The organism is Amycolatopsis azurea DSM 43854, assembly GCF_001995215.1.
GTDB classification, from domain to species: domain Bacteria; phylum Actinomycetota; class Actinomycetes; order Mycobacteriales; family Pseudonocardiaceae; genus Amycolatopsis; species Amycolatopsis azurea.
The window spans coordinates 1-18091 of record NZ_MUXN01000028.1; the positions used below are offsets into that span (position 1 = coordinate 1).

Sequence of the window (18091 nt, forward strand, 5' to 3'; positions counted from 1 at the left end):
CTGCACACGCGAGATCCGCCTCCGATCACGCGAGTTACGGCTCCGGACACGCGAGTTACGGGGACGAGCACGCGAGGTGGGCTAAGCGAGGGGGGAGGCGGGGCGCATCCAGAGGACTAAACGCGGGAGGGGACGGGGCGTCGCAGGTGGTAGATGTCCATGATCCAGCCCTTCCGTGACCGCGCCGCGGCGCGAACCGTGCGGATCTCCTCGGCGAGATCGGCGGTCAGGGGACCGGAGCGCAGGAGCTCGTCGGGCGTCCCGAGGTACGCGCCCCAGTAGATCTCCAGTCCCGTGTCCACGAACCGCGAGAAGGTGCACTGGGCATCCAGCATCACGAACACGTCGTCGACGTCCGCGGGCCAGCCGGCCTCGAGACGCCGACCGGTCGTGACGAGCACCGGCCGGCCGATCTGGTTCATCGTGGTCCGGTGCCGCGACGTCAGCGCGGCCACGCTGCTGACCCCGGGGACGACGTCGTACTCGAACTCGACGTTCCCCCTGGCGAGCACGGCGTCCAGCAGCGTGAGGGTCGAGTCGTAGAGCGCCGGGTCACCCCACACCAGGAACGCGCCCCGCTCATCGGGACCCAGCGAAGCGATCATGCTCTCGTAGACGTCGGTGCGGAGCCGGTGCCAGTCCGCGACGGCCTTCCGGTAGTCATCTGGAGTACGGTCGCGTTCGGGGTCCGGTGCCCGCACGACGCGGTAGCCGGGCCGCTCGACGAACCGGTCGAGGATCTCCTGGCGCAAGCCCACCAGGTCCTGCTTCTCTGAACCCTTGTCGAGGACGAAGAACACATCGGTCTCGTTCAGCCGCCGGACGGCCTGGACGGTCAAGTGGTCCGGGTCGCCGGCGCCGATGCCGATGGCGGAGATCTTCCTCATTCCCGCAGTGTGCCCGCACCCTCGGTGCACACCCCTACCCCCATGGGGTATAAAGGAAGTGATCGCTTCGCCTGTCCTGTAGAGGAGTTCGTACCGATGGCCGAAACCACCTACACCGTCAAGGGCATGTCCTGCGGGCACTGCGCCTCCTCCGTCACCGAGGAGGTCAGCGGGATCGCGGGCGTCAGCGCCGTGAACGTGGACGTCGCCAGCGGCAAGGTAACCATCACCAGCGACACCGCGCTCGATGTCCAGATGGTGGACGCGGCCGTCACCGAGGCCGGTTACCAGCTCGTCTCGTGAGCACCGCCGTCAAGGTGTCGGCGTTCGCCGCGGCCCTGGTCGCGGTGTTCGTCGTCGCCTGGACGATCGGGTCGGCCGTCGGGCCGGTGGACGAGGCTCCGCCCGCCCCGACCAGCACGTACCAGCCGACCACCACGCACGAAGGGCATCACGAGGGCCACGACATGGGAGGCATGCCGTGAGCGTCGAGACGTCCCGGTCCCAGCGCGTCGAACTGGCCATCGGCGGGATGACCTGCGCTTCGTGTGCCGCGCGCGTCGAGCGGAAGCTGAACAAGGTCGACGGCGTCTCCGCCACGGTCAATTACGCCACCGAGAAGGCGCAGGTCGACTTCCCCGCGGCGGTCTCGGTCGAGGATCTCGTCGGTGTCGTCGAGTCCGCGGGCTACACGGCCCAGCCGCCGAAGCCCGGTGCGGACGAGGACGAGGACCAGACCGGCTCGCTGCGGACGCGTCTCCTGGTTTCGGCCGCGCTCGCCGTCCCTGTGATCGTGCTCGCGATGGTCCCGGCCTGGCAGTTCACCTACTGGCAGTGGATCTCGCTGGTCCTGGCCGCGCCGGTCGTCACCTGGGGCGCGTGGCCGTTCCACCGCCCCGCCTGGACGAACCTCCGCCACGGCGCCGCCACCATGGACACCCTGATCTCCCTCGGCGTCGCCGCCGCCACGCTCTGGTCGCTGTACGCGCTGCTGTTCGGCACCGCCGGGACACCCGGGATGCGGCACGGCTTCGCGCTGACCATGGAGCGCGGCTCCGGCGCGGGCAACCTCTACCTCGAGGTCGCCGCCGGAGTGACCACGTTCCTCCTCGCGGGCCGCTACTTCGAGGCCCGCTCCAAGCGCCGCTCCGGCGCGGCCCTGCGCGCGCTGCTCGAACTTGGCGCGAAGGACGTCGCCATCCTCAAGGACGGGGCCGAGCGCCGTGTCCCGATCGCCGAGCTGAAGACCGGCGACGAGTTCGTCGTGCGTCCGGGGGAGAAGATCGCCACCGACGGGGTCGTGACCGACGGCGGCTCCGCGGTCGACCTGAGCATGCTGACGGGTGAGGCCGTCCCGGTCGAGGTGACCGTCGGCGACACCGTCGTCGGCGGGACGGTCAACGCCGGCGGCAGGCTCGTCGTCCGCGCGACCCGGATCGGCGCCGACACCCAGCTCGCGCAGATGGCGCGGCTGGTCGAGGACGCGCAGAACGGCAAGGCACGCGTCCAGCGGCTCGCCGACCGGGTGTCGGCCGTGTTCGTGCCGGTGGTGATCGCGCTCGCGGTCGGCACGCTCGGCTTCTGGCTCGGGGCGGGCAGCGGGGCGGACGCCGCCTTCACCGCCGCCGTCGCGGTCCTGATCATCGCCTGCCCGTGCGCGCTCGGCCTGGCCACGCCGACCGCGCTGCTGGTCGGCACCGGGCGCGGCGCGCAGCTGGGCATCCTCATCAAAGGACCCGAGGTACTCGAATCCACTCGCGAGGTCGACACCGTCGTCCTCGACAAGACCGGCACGGTGACCGCCGGGAAGATGAGCGTCACCGACCTGCACGGCGACGACGACCTTCTCCGGCTCGCCGCGGCGGTCGAGCACGCGTCCGAGCATCCGATCGCCCGCGCGATCGTCGTGGCCGCCGAGGACCGGCTGGGCGCGCTGCCGCCGGTCGAGAAGTTCCGCAACGTCGAGGGCCTGGGCGTCGTCGGCGAGGTCGAGGGCAAGACCGTTCTGGCCGGGCGGCCCGCTCTCCTCGACCAGTTCGGCATCACCGTCGGCGACGCGTTCTCCCAGGTCAAGGCAGCTGCCGAGGACCGTGGCGCGACCGCCGTCGTCGTCGCCTGGGACGGTGAGACGCGGGGCGTGGTCGTCGTTGCCGACACGGTCAAGCCGACGTCGGCCGAGGCCGTCGCCGCCCTGAAGGCGCTCGGGCTCCGGCCGGTGCTGCTGACCGGCGACAACGCCGGATCCGCGCGAACGGTCGCCGCCGAAGTCGGGATCGACGAGGTCGTCGCGGAGGTGCTGCCCACCGGCAAGGTCGACGTCGTCAAGCGGTTGCAGGCCGACGGGCGTGTGGTCGCCATGGTCGGCGACGGCGTCAACGACGCGGCCGCGCTCGCGCAGGCCGACCTCGGCCTCTCGATGGGGACGGGAACGGACGCCGCGATCGAGGCCGGCGACCTGACGCTGGTGCGCGGCGACCTGCGCGCGGCCGTGGACGCCATCCGGCTTTCGCGCCGCACGCTCGGCACGATCAAGGGCAACCTGTTCTGGGCGTTCGCCTACAACGTCGCCGCGCTGCCGCTGGCCGCGCTCGGCCTGCTCAACCCCATGATCGCCGGGGCCGCGATGGCCTTCTCGTCGGTCTTCGTCGTCACCAACAGCCTGCGGCTGCGCCGGTTCCGCGGCGTCGCTTGATCAGGAACGGGTCAGGAGCGGACCAGCCTGGCGATGGCGTCGGACGCCTCCCGGACCTTGAGGTCGGCCTCTTCGCCGCCCGCGGCGGCGGCCTGGACCACGCACGTGGCGAGGTGCTCGTCCAGCAGTTCGAGCGAGAACGACTGGAGCGCCTTGGTGGCCGCGGAGACCTGGGTCAGAATGTCGATGCAGTACTTGTCCTCTTCGACCATCCGCTGCAACCCGCGGACCTGCCCCTCGATCCGGCGCAGGCGCTTGAGGTAGGCCTCCCGCTCGCTGCCGTATCCCGTCATCCCGCACCCGCTCTCTCGTCGTTCACTGCTGCCGCCACTATACCCTCCCCACGTATCCGTCCCGAGTGGGTGAAAATCGAGGGTGCCAGGATGTCGAGGACGATCCGGCGGCTCCGACTCCCGCGTGAGCGGCCGGGCACCGGCCGGACGACCAGGAGGAACACCGATGAAGTACATGATCATGATCACGATGAACCCCACCGCCTGGGACGCCCTCCCCGAAGAGGAGCGCAACGAGGTGGTCGCCCGCATCGACCCTTTCATGAAGAAGCTCACCGAGAGCGGCGAACTGCTGGGGACGCAGGCGCTGGGGGAGCCGAAGGAGAGCACGGTCGTCCGGGTGCGTGACGGCGTCCCGGTGGTCACGGACGGCCCGTTCGCGGAGTCGAAGGAGTACCTGGCCGGCTTCTACCTGGTGGAATGCGACAGCAAGGAGCGCGCGATCGAGATCGCGGGCCAGGTCCCGGACGCGCACATCAACGCGATGGAGATCCGGCCCGTGGTGTATTCGTCTGGAGATGAAGCCTAGGTGGCGGCCGCTTCGGTGCCGGTGCGGGCCTCCGGCCTGCTCCGGCGCTGAACGGGCACTTCCGGTTCGGCGGTGATCGTCAGTACCGTTCCGGCTTCCGCGAGCAGTTCGCGGCAGCCGACCAGCTGTTTCAGCACGTCGTCGCGCAGGCCGAGGGCCACGTCGGCCTTCTGCCGCGCTTCGGCGACCAGGCGCTCGCCCTGTTCGGCGGCGTCTTCGAGCATTTTCCGCGCTCGTGCCTGCGAGGCTTCGTCCCGGGCGGCGAGCGCGCGCATCGCCTCCGCGCGGCGCAGCGTCATGGCGCGCTCGAAGTCTTCGGTGATCCGTTTCCGTTCCGCTTCGGCCTCGGCGGCCTCCTCGGCGGCACGCGCGGTGATGTCGGCGGCTTCTTCACGGGTGAGTTCGAGCATCCGGCGCGACCGCTCCTGCAGCGCGTCCGGGGCGATCGGCACCCGGCTGATCCGGTCGACGCTGTTCTTCAGTTCGCGGTTTTCCTCTTGTGCGGCGGTGAGCCTGGCGGCGAGCGCCTCCCCGCGCCGGATCGCCTCGTCGCGTTCGGCGGCGACTCGTCGTAGCTCGGCCTCCACCTCGCGAACGAATTCCCGGACCTGCGCGCGGTTGAAGCCACGCCACGCCAGATCGAAGCCGGGCATTTCCATTGGTCACCTCCACAGTGGGCGATCCGTCACCGGTGCGTGATTTTTTCCTTGCGGCACGGGGCTTTCCCGTCCAGTGTGCCTGAAGCCGCGAGGACACGCGTCACGGGTGGGTGATCTTTGCGCCGAACGGTCGGGCGCAAACGGGAAGAAGGTGCCTCCTTCCCCCGGTGGGAGAATGGGCGATCATCGTTTCACCCTGAGTGGAGGTGGCCGCGTGACGAGCAGCCGAATTCGGGTCCCTGGCTGGAATACGGCGACAGCGGCCGAAGGATATCGGCAGGTCAGAGAGAACATCGTGATCTTGATCGCCGATCACGCGGGCTCGGGTGAGCGGACCGTCCCGGGTTGTCCACAGTGGACTGTCCGGGACCTGCTCGCACATCTGACCGAAATCTGCGATCGGGTGATCACCCGCTTCGGCGGCGAGCCCTGCCCGATTCCGGAGAGGGCGTCGGCCGCCGAATTGCTGCGGCTGTGGAGCGAGCGCGGACCCGAGGCCGACGCGTTGCTCGCCGCCGACGGCGACGGCAAGAGCCGCGGCGACATCATGGTGATGGACGCCTTCACCCACGAACTCGATCTCCGGTTCGCGCTCGGCGCTCCGCCGCCCGAGGCGCACGCCGCCTGGCTGCGGAGTTTCGAAGTGCTCGTCAGCGGCCTCGGCTCCTCACTGGGGAGCCACGGACTGCCCGGGATGCGGATCGAGATCGAGGGAGCGACCTGGATCGCCGGCACCGAGCCGGTCGCTGCGGTGCTCTCGGGCTCGCCGGTGGACGTCTACCGGTCGCTCGCCGGGCGCCGGAGCCCGGCCCAGATCGCCGACTTGGACTGGCTGGGCGATCCCGAGCCGTGGCTCCGGGCCTTCACCTGGGGGCCGTTCTTCCCGCCGGAAGTGGCCGTCGAACGGTGATCAGCCGGTCGGGGACATCGAGGACAGCGCCGCGGCCAGCGCGAGCACCACGGCCACGATCAGCACCTCGACCCCGACGCTGACCCGCAGTTTCCGCAGGTCGGCGGTCACGACGCCGGTACCGCCGCGGCCGGAGATCCCGCGGCGCACCGCGTTACGGCTCATGTTCGCCACCAGCAGCAACGCGGCGAACCCGGTCAGCTTCAGCACGAACACGATGCCGTAGGCCGACGTCCAGAGCGCCTCCACCGACGGCACCAGCCGGAAGCCGAGGTAGGCGCCGCTGACCACCATGATCACGATCGACCAGGTGGCGATCGGGTGGAACCGCGCCAGCGCCGGTTCGGCCTCCGCCGCCGAGTACCTGCCGCGCAGGAGCACGGCCAGCTGGATCAGCCCGCCCACCCAGACGGCCATCGCGCCGAAGTGCGCGAGGTCGGCGCTGACCGAGAGGAACATGATCTTGTCGGCCACCGCGTGCCCGGTCGCGGAGAAGCTCAGCATCACGATGAACCCGGCCGCGATGCCGAGGTTCTCGTACCGCGACCGCAGCCGGTCCGGCAGGTCTTCCGCCAGCAGCCGTCGCACGAGGACGGCGAGCGCGACGATCGCGGCCAGGCGCAGGAGCAGGAGCTTCCCGTACGCCACACGTAGGGTCGCCTCGATCAGCGCCGGGTCGAAGATCGAGCCCGCGCCGCGGCCCGCGACGTACGGGCCCTGCAGCAGGAACCCGGCGACGGCCGTGACGCCGGAGAGCCAGAGGCCCGTGGTCAGCAGCTTCCGCGCGGCCGGGTCTGTCCGGCCGCCCGGGCGGCAGACCAGCAGGAACACCAGCCCGCCGAGCAGTGCGACGCCGAGGAAGGAGCCCCAGCGGAAGGTGGTGAACAAGGCGTCGGTCACCGGATCGGTGCCGGTGGAGGCGGACACGGCGCCCGCCGAGGTGATCAGGGGGCCGGTGCCGATCACGAAGGCGAGCGTGCCGCGCACCGGATGCGAGTCGGTCGAGACGAAGGCGTACTCGACGAGGTAGCTGCCGTCGGGGAGATCGGGTTCGAGTTTGACGGCGACCTGCTCGGCGATGTCACCGGGCTGGAACACCGGTCCGGAAACGACGTTCGTGCCGTGGGTGTCGACGACCTTGATCGAGTTCGGCTGGATGCCGATGTTCTCCGACAGGGTGATCGAGACCAGGGGCGGCGCCGAGGTGAGCCGGGCGCCGTCGGCGGGGTTCGAGTCGAGGAGTTCGACGTGGGCCGAGGCCGGGGCCGCGGAGAGAACCGCGACCCCCAGCCAAGCGGCCACCAGGGCCAGGAGCGCGAAGAGTCTCCGGGTCACGATGCCGCGGTGGCCAGCTCACGCCGGCTCTCGGGCGAACACGTGCAGCCGGTCAGCTGCCGTTCGACGGCGGAGGCCTTCCGGTGCACGATCATCGCGATGATCATCGGGATGGTGACGATCGTGTTGTAGAACAGGTGCAGCTCGACGCGCGGGATGAACAGCTGGATGATGCTGCTCGGCGCGGTGCCGCCGCCGAGCCGCCAGCCGCTCTGCGCCTGGATGAGCAGGAGCAGGTGCTCGATGTGGTGCCAGAATTGCAGGCCCAGCGCCAGGTTCCACCACTGCCGCGAACGACCGGCGAAGCCCTTGCGCAGGGCGAACAGGAAGATCAGCATGACGATCGCGTAGCCGTAGTGCAGCCACTCGGAACTGATCAGCTTGGGGAACGGGATGCCGAGCACGCCGCGGGCGTCCGCGGTCTTCCAGCCGAGGGCGTAGATCTGGAACGCCTGCACGAGGTGCTCCGCCCAGTGGGCGACGACCACCAGCGCGAAGGTGAGAAGCGCCGCGCGGTGGTACTTCCCGTTGAGCGAAGCGAGCAGGCCGGGACGGTGCGAATCGAGTGAGGCCATGAAAAGGCTCCTTGGGCGAAGACCGGCCGACGATGGATGTCGAAGATAACTCGCGTTCCGGCCGTTTTCGTTACTCCGGATTGCTGATCCGACCTGCGGGAACTACGCCGGATGGCTCAGCGGACGACGATCCCGCGGGACGCCTGGGGCGCGGCGGGGATGTGGAAGAGCTCGGTGAACAGGGTCAGGTATTCGACGGCGCCTTCGATCCGGACCTTGCCGGTCCGCAGGGCGTCGTCGGCGGTGAGCTCCCCGCTCAGCAGGTCCTTGATGTACGGGCCCAGCGGTTCGATGAGCACGTCGGCGCCGGGGTGCGCGCCGTCGGCGACCTTGAGCGCGCCGTCCTCGATGATCGCGTGCAGGACCATCCCGCCCGGGTAGTGCAGCTCGTAGGTGGCCTGGATGCCCTTGGCCTTCTCGCTCCGGAAGGTCGTGTACAGCGAGAGGATCGCCGCGTCCAGCGTGAAGACGTCCTCGGGAGCGGGCTGCCCGAGCGAGCGCGCGCCCCAGAGACCGAGGTCCAGCACGATCTGGTCGAGCTCGCTGCCGTACTCGGTGAGCTCGTAGACGACCGCGGCGTCGAGCTGGGGGAGCACGCGGCGGCGGAGTACCCCGGACTGCTCGAGTTCGTTGAGCCGCGCGGACAGCGTGCTCGCCGGGATCCTGGGCAGGCCCGCCTGGAGTTCGGTGAACCGCTTCGGGCCGAGGACGAGGTCACGGACGATCAGCAGCGACCAGCGTTCGCCGATGATCTCCAGCGCGCGGGCCAGACCGCAGAACTGTCCATAGGTACGACTCATCCGTCGATCCTCACTTTCGTTTCCCGTGACAGCAGTGGTTTTCACGCGGGCTCGCCCTCGGAAAGCAGGTCGTGGTGCAGGATCTGCAGTTCGTCACAGGGTTCGACGCCCAGTTCATTGTTGAGCCTCGACCGCACCTGGCGGTAGGTCGCGAGCGCGTCGGATCGGCGGCCGCTGCGGCCGAGGACGCGGATCAGCTGGCCGTGCAGGGCCTCGTCCAGCGGGTTCGCGGTGACCAGGGACCGCAGTTCGCCGATCAGCTCGTGCCGCATCCCGGCCGCGATGTCCGCCTCGATCCGCAGGTGCAGGGTGCTGCGCCGCTGTTCGACCAGCTCGACCGCGTACGCCGACAGCACAGGTCCACAGTGGACGTTCGCCAGCGGCGGCCCGGACCACAGGTCGAGCGCGGCCCGGAAGGACTTCGCCGCCTCGGCGTGCTCGCCCCGCAGTTGCAGCTCCCGGCCCGCCTTCTGGAGCGCCTGGAACTCGAAGACGTCCACCTGCTCCGGCTCGATCCGGAACACGTACCCCGGCGGTTTCGTGGCCAGCATGGTCTCGCCGTACGGGGCAAGGTCGTTCTCGTCGATGCACCGGCGCAGCTGGTAGACGTACGTGTGCATCGTGGTGCGGACGCTGCGGGGCGGGTCGTTGGCCCACAGTTCCTGGACGATCGTGTCGATGTGCACGATCTTCCCCGGGCTCATCACCAGCATCGCGAGTACCTGCAGCAGCTTCGGCGTCGTCGGCGCGTAGTCGATTCCGTCCCGCACGAGTTCGAGCGGGCCGAGGAGGGTGAAACGGAGGGGGCTTGCGGACGGGGCCGGAATCGGGTTGGGTGCCGAGCCGTGCCGCGTGTCCATTACTCGTGATCCGGGGTACATCGCAAGCGCCCTCCAGCTCGATACGCGTATTGGCCTGTTTTCCCAGTGCTTCGACAGTGACAGAGCGTCCGGTCACCGGGCCAGTGAGCCGTCCACCAGGTCCCGCGTGCGTGCGTCCCGGAAGAACATGGGTTTTTCATGCCCGAGGCGTGAACCGCGCACTGGCCGGTACCCGGCCCCGCGCAGCAGGATTCGGGGATCGCACCGACCTACGGGGGTTCCCATGCGCGAGGCAGTCCCGAACAGATCCGGTTCGATCAGCGGCGGTCTGGGGTTCAAACGGCACCTGCGCGCGGAGATCAGCGAGGGCAACGGTGCCTACCTGTTCTCCGAACAGGGTGTCATCGCGATGCGCGGCGCGCAGGTCGCGTCGGTCGCGGCCCTGCTCGACGGCACCCGTGACCTCGACAGCCTCCTGTCCGCCTGCCCCGAGGGGATGAGCGCCGAACAGGTCACCGGCGTCCTGGCCAGGCTGGTCGAAGCGGGTCTGGTCACCGTCCGGGTCCCGGACGAGCTCACCGGGGACGAACGCGCGCTCGCGTACTGGGACGCGTGCGGGCTCGACGCGTCCGCGGTGGCCTGCCGTCAGAAGCCGGCGACGGCGAGCCTGACCGCGATCGGCCGCGGCGTGGACACCTCGCAGGTGGAGAGCGCGCTCGTCGCGAGCGGCATCGAAGTGGTCGGGACGGCCTCCGAACTGGCCATCGTGCTGTGCGACGACTACCTCGACCCGAGGCTGGCCGAGATCGACGCCGAGCACCGGCGCACCGGGCGGCCGTGGCTGCTGGCCAGACCGTCGGGCTCGCAGGTGTGGATCGGCCCGATCATGCAGCCGGGGCGGTCCGGCTGCTGGCACTGCCTGACCAACCGGCTGTGGGGGCACCGGCACGCGGAGGCGTGCGTGCAGGAGGTCCTCGGGCACGACGGCCCGGCCGCGTTCCCGATGCCCGCCGTGCCGCCGCTGACCGCGGCCGCGTCGCACCTGATCTCCCTCGAAGCGTCCAAATGGCTGGCCGGACACCGTTACCCGGGGCAGCAGGCCGTCTGGATCCTGGACACCCTCGACCTCCAGGGGCGGCTGCACGAACTGCGGCGGCGTCCGCAGTGCGCGGAATGCGGTGACGAAGGGATCGTCGCCGCGCGGACGGCCGAGCCGGTCGTGCTGCTGGAGGCCAAGAAGGCGACGTCGGGCGGCGGTGGGCATCGGACGCTCACCCCGGTCGAGGTGCTCGACCGCTACGGCCACCTGGTCAGCCCGGTCACCGGCATCGTCAAGGAGATCGCCCGCGACCCGAGGGCGCCCGCGTTCGTGAACGCGTACCGCTCCGGGCTGAACGTCGCGCGCCGCGTGCGCGGCGAGGCGGGGCTCCAGGCCGGGCTGCGCGGGGACAACGGCGGAAAGGGCGCGAGCCCGATCGACGCCGAGGTCGGCGCGCTGTGCGAGGCGATCGAACGGTTCTCGGCCAACTACCAGGGCGACGAACTGCGGATCCGCGACACCTTCCGCGCGCTCGGCGCGGACGCGATCCACCCGAACTCGTGCATGCTCTTCGACGAGCGCCAGTACGACGGCCGCGAGGAATGGAACGCCAGGCACGCGAACTTCCAGCACGTCCCCGAACGGTTCGACGACGAGGCCGCCGTCGACTGGACGCCGCTGTGGTCGCTGTCGCAGCAGCGCCGGAAGCTGATGCCGACGGCGTACCTCTACTACGGGGTGCCGCCGGAGTGCGGGATCAAGGGCATGCGCGCGGACTCCAACGGCTGCGCGGCCGGAAGCAGCATCGAGGACGCCGTCCTGCAAGGGCTGCTCGAACTCGTCGAACGCGACGCCGTCGCGATGTGGTGGTACAACAGGCTTCCCGTGCCCGGCGTGGACATCGCGTCCTTCGACGATCCGTGGGCCGAGGAGATGGTGGGCCAGTACGCGCGGGCGGGCCGGGAGCTGTGGGTCCTCGACCTGACCGCGGACCTCGGTGTCCCGGTGATGGTCGCGCTGTCCAGGAGTATCGCCGGGCCGCGCGAGAACGTCATGATGGGTTTCGGTGCCCACCTGGACCCCAGGACGGCGCTGCGGAGGGCGGTCAGCGAGCTCAACCAGATGATCCCGGCGGTGCTCGCGAACGACGTCGAACTCGACGATCCCGACGCGGCGCAGTGGCTCCGGCACGCTACGGTCGCGAACCAGTCGTATCTGCTGCCGGCGCCGGGACGCTCGGCGAAACGGGCCGCGGACTTCAAGTTCGTCCGGCGGCCCGACGTGCGGGACGACGTGGAGTGCTTGGTACGCAAGCTTTCCGCGTTGGGAATGGAGACGCTCGTGCTGGATCAGACCAGGCCCGACATCGATCTTCCGGTGGTCAGGGTGGTCGTTCCCGGGCTGCGGCCGTTCTGGAGCCGCTTCGCCCCCGGACGGCTGTTCGACGTGCCGGTGCGCCTGGGCAGGCTCGCCGAGCCGACCCCGTACGACCGGCTGAACCCCTTCCCCATGTTCTTGTAGACGCAGTTGGAGCACCCCTTGACGACAGAACCGCACGACGGTGTGGCCGAGCCGATCCCCTTGTGGTCGCTCACCGACGACAGTCTTGTCGAAATCGGTGAGGACGGCTCACTGGTGGTCGTCACGCGCTGGGGGGAGTACGACTTCGATCGTGCGGAACCGCTGGTCCGGGAATCGTTGCGGCGGATGGCTTTGGGCCCGGTCTCGCTGGCGAACGTGACGTCGTCGTGGGAGCCGGTCGAGCGGGAACCCGATCTCGAAGGCGAGCTGAGCTGGACGGCCGACGGGGCCGACGCGTTGCGGCGGGCGCTCAAGGAACTCGGCGGGTCCGTGGTGCACTCGCTCGGTCTCGCCGACGGCAAGGGGCCATTGCTGTCGGTGATCCCGGTGGCGCTCGCCCCGGTGTTCGCCCCGGTGGAGATCCCGCCCGCCCACCCGATCCGGTTGTCCCGCTTCAGTTCCCTGCGTTCCGACGCCTACGGGATGGGGCTGGAGTCGCCGTCCGCGCACTACCGTGTCGTGCTGTACCAACCGTGGGCCGTGCACGTCGCGGCGACACTGGCGACGGCGAAGTCGGTCGGGGAGATCGTGACCACGACGGGGATCGCGCCCGGGGTGGTCAGCGCGATCGTGTCCTATCTCGTCGCCGCGGGCGTCGTCCAGGTCGCCGGGGAGCACGGCCGATTCGCCGAGGACGACGACCCAGAACTGAGCCTGTGGTCCCCGGACGAACTGCTGTTCCACACCACGAGCCGCACCTGGCGGCCCGGTGGCCCGGCCGGCGTGGCGGGGATCGGGAAACCGCCGGTGGTCAAGGCTTCCACCGGTGAGAGACCGGTCTACGCGCTCTACCGGCCGGACCTGGCCGACCGCGAGGCGACCGATCCGACGCTGACGGCGTTGCTGGAGAGCGATCACACCTGCCCCGAGTTCACCGAGGGCGTGCTGTCCGCCGAGCAGATCGGCGAATTCCTGTTCCGCGGCGCGCGGATCCGGTCGATCGGGCCCGCGCATCTCCCGAACGGTCCCGCGCACAGCGCGTCGCAGCGGCCGTATTTCAGCGTGGCCTGCCTGTACGAGCTCGAGCTGTACATCTCGGTCAACCGCTGCTCAGGGCTGGAGCGCGGGATCTACCACTACGATCCGCTCGAACACCGGCTCAGCCTGGTCAACGACGACGAGTCCGATCTGGACGCGATGCTCGACATGGCGATGATCGGCGGCGGGAACCACCGGCGGCCCTCGGCGCTGATCACGGTGACCACCCGGATGCCGCGGATGGCGTCGGTGCTCGGCGGCGGCGCGTACGCCACGACACTGGCGCACGTCGGAGCGTTGCAACAGACGCTCTACCTCGTCGCCCGCGCCATGGGGCTGACCGCGCACGCCGTCCCGGTCGACGCCGGTGACCGCGTGGACCGCGCGCTGAAGCTCCAGTGGCCCGCCGAGGTAGGCGTCGGCGAATGCGCGCTCGACCTGCCTGCGTGATTGAAGACCGCTCTCGCGTGATTGAAGGCGGAACTCACGAGATCCGTCTCTGATCACGCGAGTTCCGTGTTCGGTCACCTGGTCGCGCTCGGTGTGGTCGGCCTCTAGGCGGGCGGGGGCGTTGCGAAAGCCACTTTCGCAACGTTGGCCGGTGGCACTGCGGGCAAGGGAGGGCAAGGCGTCGATCGCGACACGCGCTCACCCGCGGTACCGAATGAAGGTAGTGAAGGAGGCCTTCCCGGACTTCGCGGTCGGGGCGCCGGGGGTGTACGCGGCGCGGCACTGGGCTCGACCTGTCCGCGTGATCGAACACCGCTCTCGCGTGTTTGAAGACCGACCTCGCGTGATCAGAGGCGGATCTCGCGTGATCGAAGGCGGATCTCGTGAGTCTGAAGCACCGGGTTCTCCGTTCGTGCCACCGCTTCGACCGTTTGCCGATCGCGCAGCCCCGGACAACCCTGGGCAGTCCCCTTCTCGATCGCGTGTCGAGCACTCCGAAATCGATGACGCGTTTGCTGGCGTGCAGAGGAAAAGCGACAGCGAATCCGAGGTTGGTCTGATGCAGCTACGAACAGTCGCCACGGCGGCGAACGAGAAAGGCCTCATCGAATCCGGTCGGCTCCCCGAGCCGGCGTCCCCCCTGCAACCCGCGGTGCTGCAGGCCATCTCATCGATGCACGCGAGGTACTTCGACCCGATCACCTTGGGCGACCTGGCATCGGAGGTCTTCGTCAGCCCGTTCCACTTCTCGCGGATCTTCACCAAGGCGACCGGCGTGACCCCCGGCCGGTATCTCACCGCGATCCGGCTCTTCGAAGCGAAACGACTGCTGCTGACGACATCGCTGACGGTGTCGGACATCGTGTGCAGTGTGGGCTACAGCAGTGTCGGCACGTTCACCAGCCGGTTCACCCGCGCGGTCGGGATGACCCCGACCCAGTACCGCGACCCCGAGGTCGGCAAGCTGCTCGTCGCGCTGGCCCCGCACTTCCAGCGGCTGCCGACGCTGGAAGCCTTGCACAGCGCCGGAATGGGCTGCGCGACGATGCGCAGCGGCACCGGCACGGTCAGCGTCCGGGTCGAGACCCCGCGCGGGGCGGGCCCGGCGAGTGTCCTCATCGGACTGTTCGCCGAGTCGATCCCGCAGTGCGGCCCGGTCGCGTTCGGTGGCAGGGCGAACGTCCTGTCGGCCGACATCGAGATCCAGAACGTCCCCGAGGGCCGGTGGACCGTCATCGCGGTCGCCGAGCACGCCGCCGGGACCGCGGCCTCTTCCTTCTCCGTGGGCACCTTGCCCGGCCGCGTCGACATCACCCGGTACGGCCGGGTCCATCTGCGGATCCCGATGCGCACCCCGCGGCCGACCGACGCGCCGATGGCGATCACGCTCGCCGGCGGCCCGGTCTCCACCGGCAACCGGATGACCATGCCCGCTCCCGACTACCTCCGTGCGGTGGCCTGAACACGGGGCTATTCCCGCGTTCTCCCGATCCCGCAAACCGGGAGAACCGCGGGCGCAACCGTGGAGTAGCTGCATTGTCGTCGCACATGTGAGCCTTTAACCAGTCCGCAGAATTCGAATCCACCCGTTAGGGGGAGAGTGCGTTGGGCAATGGTTGGCGCACGTTCAGGCGTCGCATGATCACCCCGGACGTCTCCGAGACGTCGCTGGACAAGCGCGGTTTCCACAAGAAGAGCCCAGCCGCTCAAGAATTGCTGGAGACCGTCGGCGAGAAATTCCTGCTCGGCTACGCTCACGCGGTCGAAGCGCGTTCCGTCGCTCAGGCGGAAGAATGGCTGGAACGTATTCCGGTGAAATACCGCGGCTTCGCCTACGAAGGCGCGGGAATGGGTTACGGAATGCTCGACGGCCTGCCCGGTGGGGGTCGCGGGCACATCGCGGACTTTCTCGCCGGCCCCGGTGAGAAGCACGACTACATCATCTACGTCGGCGTCGGCTGGGCGATGGCGCGGCTGCCGCGCTTCCGCTGGCCGTCCGCCGGGGACTTCGACCCGTTGCTGCGCTGGCTGGTGCTCGACGGGTACGGGTTCCACCAGGCGTACTTCAAGACGGCGAAGTACGTCGACGGCCAGTACCAGGACCCGGACTTCTCGTGGCCGCCCGGAAACAACGGCTACTCGCTGCGCGCGATCGACCAGGGCATCGGCCGCGCGCTGTGGTTCATCTGCGGTACCGACGTCGATCTCGTCGCCGACACGGTCGCGCGTTTCCCCGAGCACCGGCACGGAGATCTCTACGCGGGGATCGGGCTCGCCTCGACCTACGCGTGCGGTGTCACGTCCGACGAGCTGCTGAAGCTGGCCGAGTTCGCCGGTGAGCACCGCGGGAACCTGGCCCAGGGCTCCGCTTTCGCCGCCGAGGCCCGCGTCCGCGCCGGGCTGCTGATCCCCGAGACCGAGGTCGCCACGCAAGCGATCTGCGGGCTGCCGGCCGAGCGCGCCGCGGCCATCACCCAGGAGGTCCGTCCGGCCGTGGTGGTCGACGGCGAACTCCCGCATTTCGAAACCTGGCGACAGCGCATCGCCGAAGCGATTCTCTCTGGAGGTGCAGGTAAATGACCGCGACCTTGGGCTGGCTCCGCAAGCAGCTTGCGGGCATCGTGGCGCTGTTGCTGATGGCGGGACTGTTCGTGGTGGCGCAGCTGCCCACGGTCTCGACCGCCGAGGCGGACACCATGGCCTCGAAGTACGCGTTCGAACCCCTGACGATCGCCCTGCCGGAAGCCGCGAAGAGCCAGTCGATCCGCACGGTGAACAAGGAGTACGAGCACATCCGTGCCTGGATCTCCTCGGTCGGCGCCGCGATCGCGGTCAACGACCTCGACGGCGACAAGCTCGCGAACGACCTGTGCTTCGTGGACCCGCGCAGCGACCAGGTGGTCGTCACCCCGACCCCGGGCAAGGGCGGCGACCGCTACAAGCCGTTCGCGCTCGACGCGGCTCCGCTGCCGATGGGCAAGTACATCGCGCCCATGGGCTGCGTGCCGGGTGACTTCAACGAGGACGGCCGGGTCGACCTGCTGGCCTACTACTGGGGCCGCACCCCGATCCTGTTCCTCTCCAAGCCGGGCGCGACCAAGCTGGAGCCGTCGGCCTACGAGCCGGTGGAACTGGTGCCGGGCAACAACTCCAAGAACGGCGAGTACGCCGGTCCACTGTGGAACACCAACGCCGCGACGGTCGGTGACTTCGACGGCGACGGTCACCAGGACATCTTCATCGGCAACTACTTCCCCGACAGCGCGGTGCTGGACGACCGCGTCGACGGCGGGGTCGAGATGAACAAGTCGATGTCGCACGCCGACAACAGCGGCGGCAAGTACATCTTCCGGTTCACCGGCGCCACCCAGGGCGCCAAGCCGACGGCCACGTTCGTCTGCGACGACCAGGCCATCCCGGCCGACGCCCGCGGCGGCTGGTCGCTCGCGTCCAGCGCCACCGACGTCGACGGCGACAACCTGCCGGAGCTCTACATCGGCAACGACTTCGGGCACGACCGCCTGCTGTACAACAAGTCCCGCCCCGGTCACGTCGAGTTCGCCGAGGTGAAGGGCATCCGCGGGCCGAACGAACCGAAGTCGAAGGTGCTCGGCAACGACTCCTTCAAGGGCATGGGCGTCGACTTCGCCGACCTCGACCACGACGGTCTCTACGACCTGTACGTCAGCAACATCACGACGTCCTGGGGCATCGAGGAAAGCCACTTCCAGTTCATGAACACCGCCAAGGACACCGCGGACCTGCGCGGCCGTCTGCAGGGCGGCGAGGCGCCGTGGGTGGACCGCAGCGCACAGGCCGGGACCGCGTGGTCCGGCTGGGGCTGGGACGTCAAGATCGCCGACTACAACAACAGCGGCGAATCGGTGATCACGCAGGCGACCGGCTTCGTCAAGGGCGACGTCAACCGCTGGCCGCAGCTGCAGGAACTCGCGACGTCGAACGACGAACTGCTGAAGCACCCCACCTTCTGGCCGAACATGCGGGCCGGTGACGACGTCGGCGGCGACCACACCCTGCACTTCTGGGCCAAGAGCGCCGACGGCCGCTACACCGACCTGGCCCCGCGCCTCGGTCTCGCGGTCCCGGTGCCCACCCGCGGTATCGCCACCGGTGACGCCGACGGTGACGGCAAGCTCGACTTCGCCGTGGCCCGCCAGTGGGAGCAGCCGATCTTCTACCACAACGTCAGCCCCGACTCCGGTTCATACCTGAACCTGAAGCTGGTGCACGACAACGCGTCGTCCGAGGGCCCGCTCCAGGCCGCGGGGACCGCCGCGATCGGCGCGCAGGTCACCGTCGTCACCGCCGACGGCAAGAAGTACATGGACCGCGTCGACGGCGGCAGCGGGCACTCCGGCAAGCGCAGCCACGAGATCCAGATCGGGCTCGGCAAGGTCACCGGCCCGGTGAAGGCGCACCTGCAATGGCGCGACCTGACCGGGCAGATCCGCACTCAGGAAGTCCAGCTGAACCCGGGCAGCCACACGTTCCAGCTCGGCGCTCAGGCTAAGGAGAAGTGAC

17 protein-coding genes are annotated in these 18091 nt (G+C 69.4%); 10 read left to right on the forward strand and 7 right to left on the reverse strand.

The features are described from left to right. Positions 1-116 precede the first annotated feature (116 nt). Positions 117-887 (reverse strand): precorrin-6A synthase (deacetylating), encoded by a 771-nt coding sequence (gene cobF, locus B0293_RS37295; RefSeq protein ID WP_039916537.1) that lies wholly within the window; start codon positions 885-887, stop codon positions 117-119. 96 nt (positions 888-983) lie between these two features. Between cobF and B0293_RS37300 the strand changes: the two genes are divergently transcribed. Genes B0293_RS37300 through B0293_RS37310 form a run of 3 tightly spaced genes read left to right on the forward strand, consistent with a single transcriptional unit; the run spans position 984 to position 3579 of the window. Continuing rightward, positions 984-1190, forward strand: a complete 207-nt coding sequence (locus B0293_RS37300; RefSeq protein WP_005154211.1) for a heavy-metal-associated domain-containing protein — start codon at positions 984-986, stop codon at positions 1188-1190. Further along, entirely contained in the window at positions 1187-1372 is a 186-nt protein-coding gene (locus B0293_RS37305) for a hypothetical protein (protein WP_005154210.1), read from the forward strand. Before B0293_RS37300 ends, B0293_RS37305 begins: the two co-directional genes overlap by 4 nt. A 47-nt stretch (positions 1373-1419) precedes the next feature. Beyond that, positions 1420-3579: a heavy metal translocating P-type ATPase gene (locus B0293_RS37310; protein ID WP_085939621.1), complete on the forward strand. Its 2160-nt coding sequence runs from the start codon at positions 1420-1422 to the stop codon at positions 3577-3579. An 11-nt stretch (positions 3580-3590) separates the two neighbouring features. Here the strand turns inward: B0293_RS37310 and B0293_RS37315 are convergent, their stop codons facing one another. Continuing rightward, positions 3591-3872: a metal-sensitive transcriptional regulator gene (locus B0293_RS37315; RefSeq protein WP_005154208.1), complete on the reverse strand. Its 282-nt coding sequence runs from the start codon at positions 3870-3872 to the stop codon at positions 3591-3593. Between the two features lie 166 nt (positions 3873-4038). Between B0293_RS37315 and B0293_RS37320 the strand changes: the two genes are divergently transcribed. Then, positions 4039-4401, forward strand: a complete 363-nt coding sequence (locus B0293_RS37320) for a YciI family protein (RefSeq protein ID WP_005154207.1) — start codon at positions 4039-4041, stop codon at positions 4399-4401. Here the strand turns inward: B0293_RS37320 and B0293_RS37325 are convergent. Further along, a complete protein-coding gene (locus B0293_RS37325) occupies positions 4398-5054 on the reverse strand; it encodes a M protein (protein WP_245191899.1) in 657 nt (218 codons plus the stop codon). The two genes, B0293_RS37320 and B0293_RS37325, sit on opposite strands and share 4 nt — an antisense overlap. A gap of 307 nt (positions 5055-5361) precedes the next feature. On the opposite strand from B0293_RS37325, the gene B0293_RS37330 reads away from it, so the two are divergent. Continuing rightward, complete coding sequence (locus tag B0293_RS37330) at positions 5362-5970, forward strand: maleylpyruvate isomerase family mycothiol-dependent enzyme (protein ID WP_085939620.1); 609 nt, start codon at positions 5362-5364, stop codon at positions 5968-5970. On the opposite strand, the gene B0293_RS37335 is transcribed toward B0293_RS37330, so the two are convergent. From B0293_RS37335 to B0293_RS37350, 4 genes are all read right to left on the reverse strand, one after another. Further along, complete coding sequence (locus B0293_RS37335; RefSeq protein WP_005154202.1) at positions 5971-7305, reverse strand: copper resistance CopC/CopD family protein; 1335 nt, start codon at positions 7303-7305, stop codon at positions 5971-5973. After that, positions 7302-7880, reverse strand: coding sequence for a hypothetical protein (locus tag B0293_RS37340; RefSeq protein WP_005154201.1), 579 nt, complete (start codon positions 7878-7880; stop codon positions 7302-7304). Before B0293_RS37340 ends, B0293_RS37335 begins: the two co-directional genes overlap by 4 nt. Before the next feature lie 116 nt (positions 7881-7996). Next, on the reverse strand, positions 7997-8680 hold the full coding sequence (locus B0293_RS37345; RefSeq protein WP_005154200.1) for a winged helix-turn-helix transcriptional regulator: 684 nt from the start codon (positions 8678-8680) through the stop codon (positions 7997-7999). A gap of 41 nt (positions 8681-8721) precedes the next feature. Further along, a complete protein-coding gene (locus B0293_RS37350) occupies positions 8722-9561 on the reverse strand; it encodes an AfsR/SARP family transcriptional regulator (protein ID WP_143254740.1) in 840 nt (279 codons plus the stop codon). A 223-nt stretch (positions 9562-9784) separates the two neighbouring features. Between B0293_RS37350 and B0293_RS37355 the strand changes: the two genes are divergently transcribed. The 5 genes from B0293_RS37355 to B0293_RS37375 all read left to right on the forward strand — a co-directional run bounded on the left by B0293_RS37355 (position 9785) and on the right by B0293_RS37375 (position 18090). Continuing rightward, positions 9785-12061, forward strand: coding sequence for a TOMM precursor leader peptide-binding protein (locus tag B0293_RS37355; RefSeq protein ID WP_005154196.1), 2277 nt, complete (start codon positions 9785-9787; stop codon positions 12059-12061). Between the two features lie 42 nt (positions 12062-12103). Then, positions 12104-13549, forward strand: a complete 1446-nt coding sequence (locus tag B0293_RS37360; protein WP_005154194.1) for a SagB family peptide dehydrogenase — start codon at positions 12104-12106, stop codon at positions 13547-13549. 559 nt (positions 13550-14108) lie between these two features. Then, positions 14109-15011 carry a helix-turn-helix domain-containing protein gene (locus B0293_RS37365; RefSeq protein WP_005154193.1) on the forward strand — a complete coding sequence of 301 codons (903 nt, stop codon included), beginning with the start codon at positions 14109-14111 and terminating at the stop codon, positions 15009-15011. Between the two features lie 143 nt (positions 15012-15154). Continuing rightward, positions 15155-16129: a DUF1702 family protein gene (locus B0293_RS37370; RefSeq protein WP_077241490.1), complete on the forward strand. Its 975-nt coding sequence runs from the start codon at positions 15155-15157 to the stop codon at positions 16127-16129. Beyond that, positions 16126-18090: a CRTAC1 family protein gene (locus B0293_RS37375; protein WP_005154190.1), complete on the forward strand. Its 1965-nt coding sequence runs from the start codon at positions 16126-16128 to the stop codon at positions 18088-18090. Before B0293_RS37370 ends, B0293_RS37375 begins: the two co-directional genes overlap by 4 nt. The last annotated feature ends 1 nt before the right edge of the window (position 18091 follow it).

Excerpts from the sequence above, each read along its gene's own strand:
- B0293_RS37365 (WP_005154193.1), top strand. The coding sequence starts at position 14,109 with ATGCAGCTACGAACAGTCGCCACGGCGGCGAACGAGAAAGGCCTCATC.
- B0293_RS37300 (WP_005154211.1), top strand. The coding sequence starts at position 984 with ATGGCCGAAACCACCTACACCGTCAAGGGCATGTCCTGCGGGCACTGC.
- B0293_RS37345 (WP_005154200.1), bottom strand. The coding sequence starts at position 8,680 with ATGAGTCGTACCTATGGACAGTTCTGCGGTCTGGCCCGCGCGCTGGAG.
- B0293_RS37340 (WP_005154201.1), bottom strand. The coding sequence starts at position 7,880 with ATGGCCTCACTCGATTCGCACCGTCCCGGCCTGCTCGCTTCGCTCAAC.
- cobF (WP_039916537.1), bottom strand. The coding sequence starts at position 887 with ATGAGGAAGATCTCCGCCATCGGCATCGGCGCCGGCGACCCGGACCAC.
- B0293_RS37355 (WP_005154196.1), top strand. The coding sequence starts at position 9,785 with ATGCGCGAGGCAGTCCCGAACAGATCCGGTTCGATCAGCGGCGGTCTG.
- B0293_RS37375 (WP_005154190.1), top strand. The coding sequence starts at position 16,126 with ATGACCGCGACCTTGGGCTGGCTCCGCAAGCAGCTTGCGGGCATCGTG.
- B0293_RS37325 (WP_245191899.1), bottom strand. The coding sequence starts at position 5,054 with ATGCCCGGCTTCGATCTGGCGTGGCGTGGCTTCAACCGCGCGCAGGTC.
- B0293_RS37310 (WP_085939621.1), top strand. The coding sequence starts at position 1,420 with ATGACCTGCGCTTCGTGTGCCGCGCGCGTCGAGCGGAAGCTGAACAAG.
- B0293_RS37315 (WP_005154208.1), bottom strand. The coding sequence starts at position 3,872 with ATGACGGGATACGGCAGCGAGCGGGAGGCCTACCTCAAGCGCCTGCGC.
- B0293_RS37320 (WP_005154207.1), top strand. The coding sequence starts at position 4,039 with ATGAAGTACATGATCATGATCACGATGAACCCCACCGCCTGGGACGCC.
- B0293_RS37350 (WP_143254740.1), bottom strand. The coding sequence starts at position 9,561 with ATGTACCCCGGATCACGAGTAATGGACACGCGGCACGGCTCGGCACCC.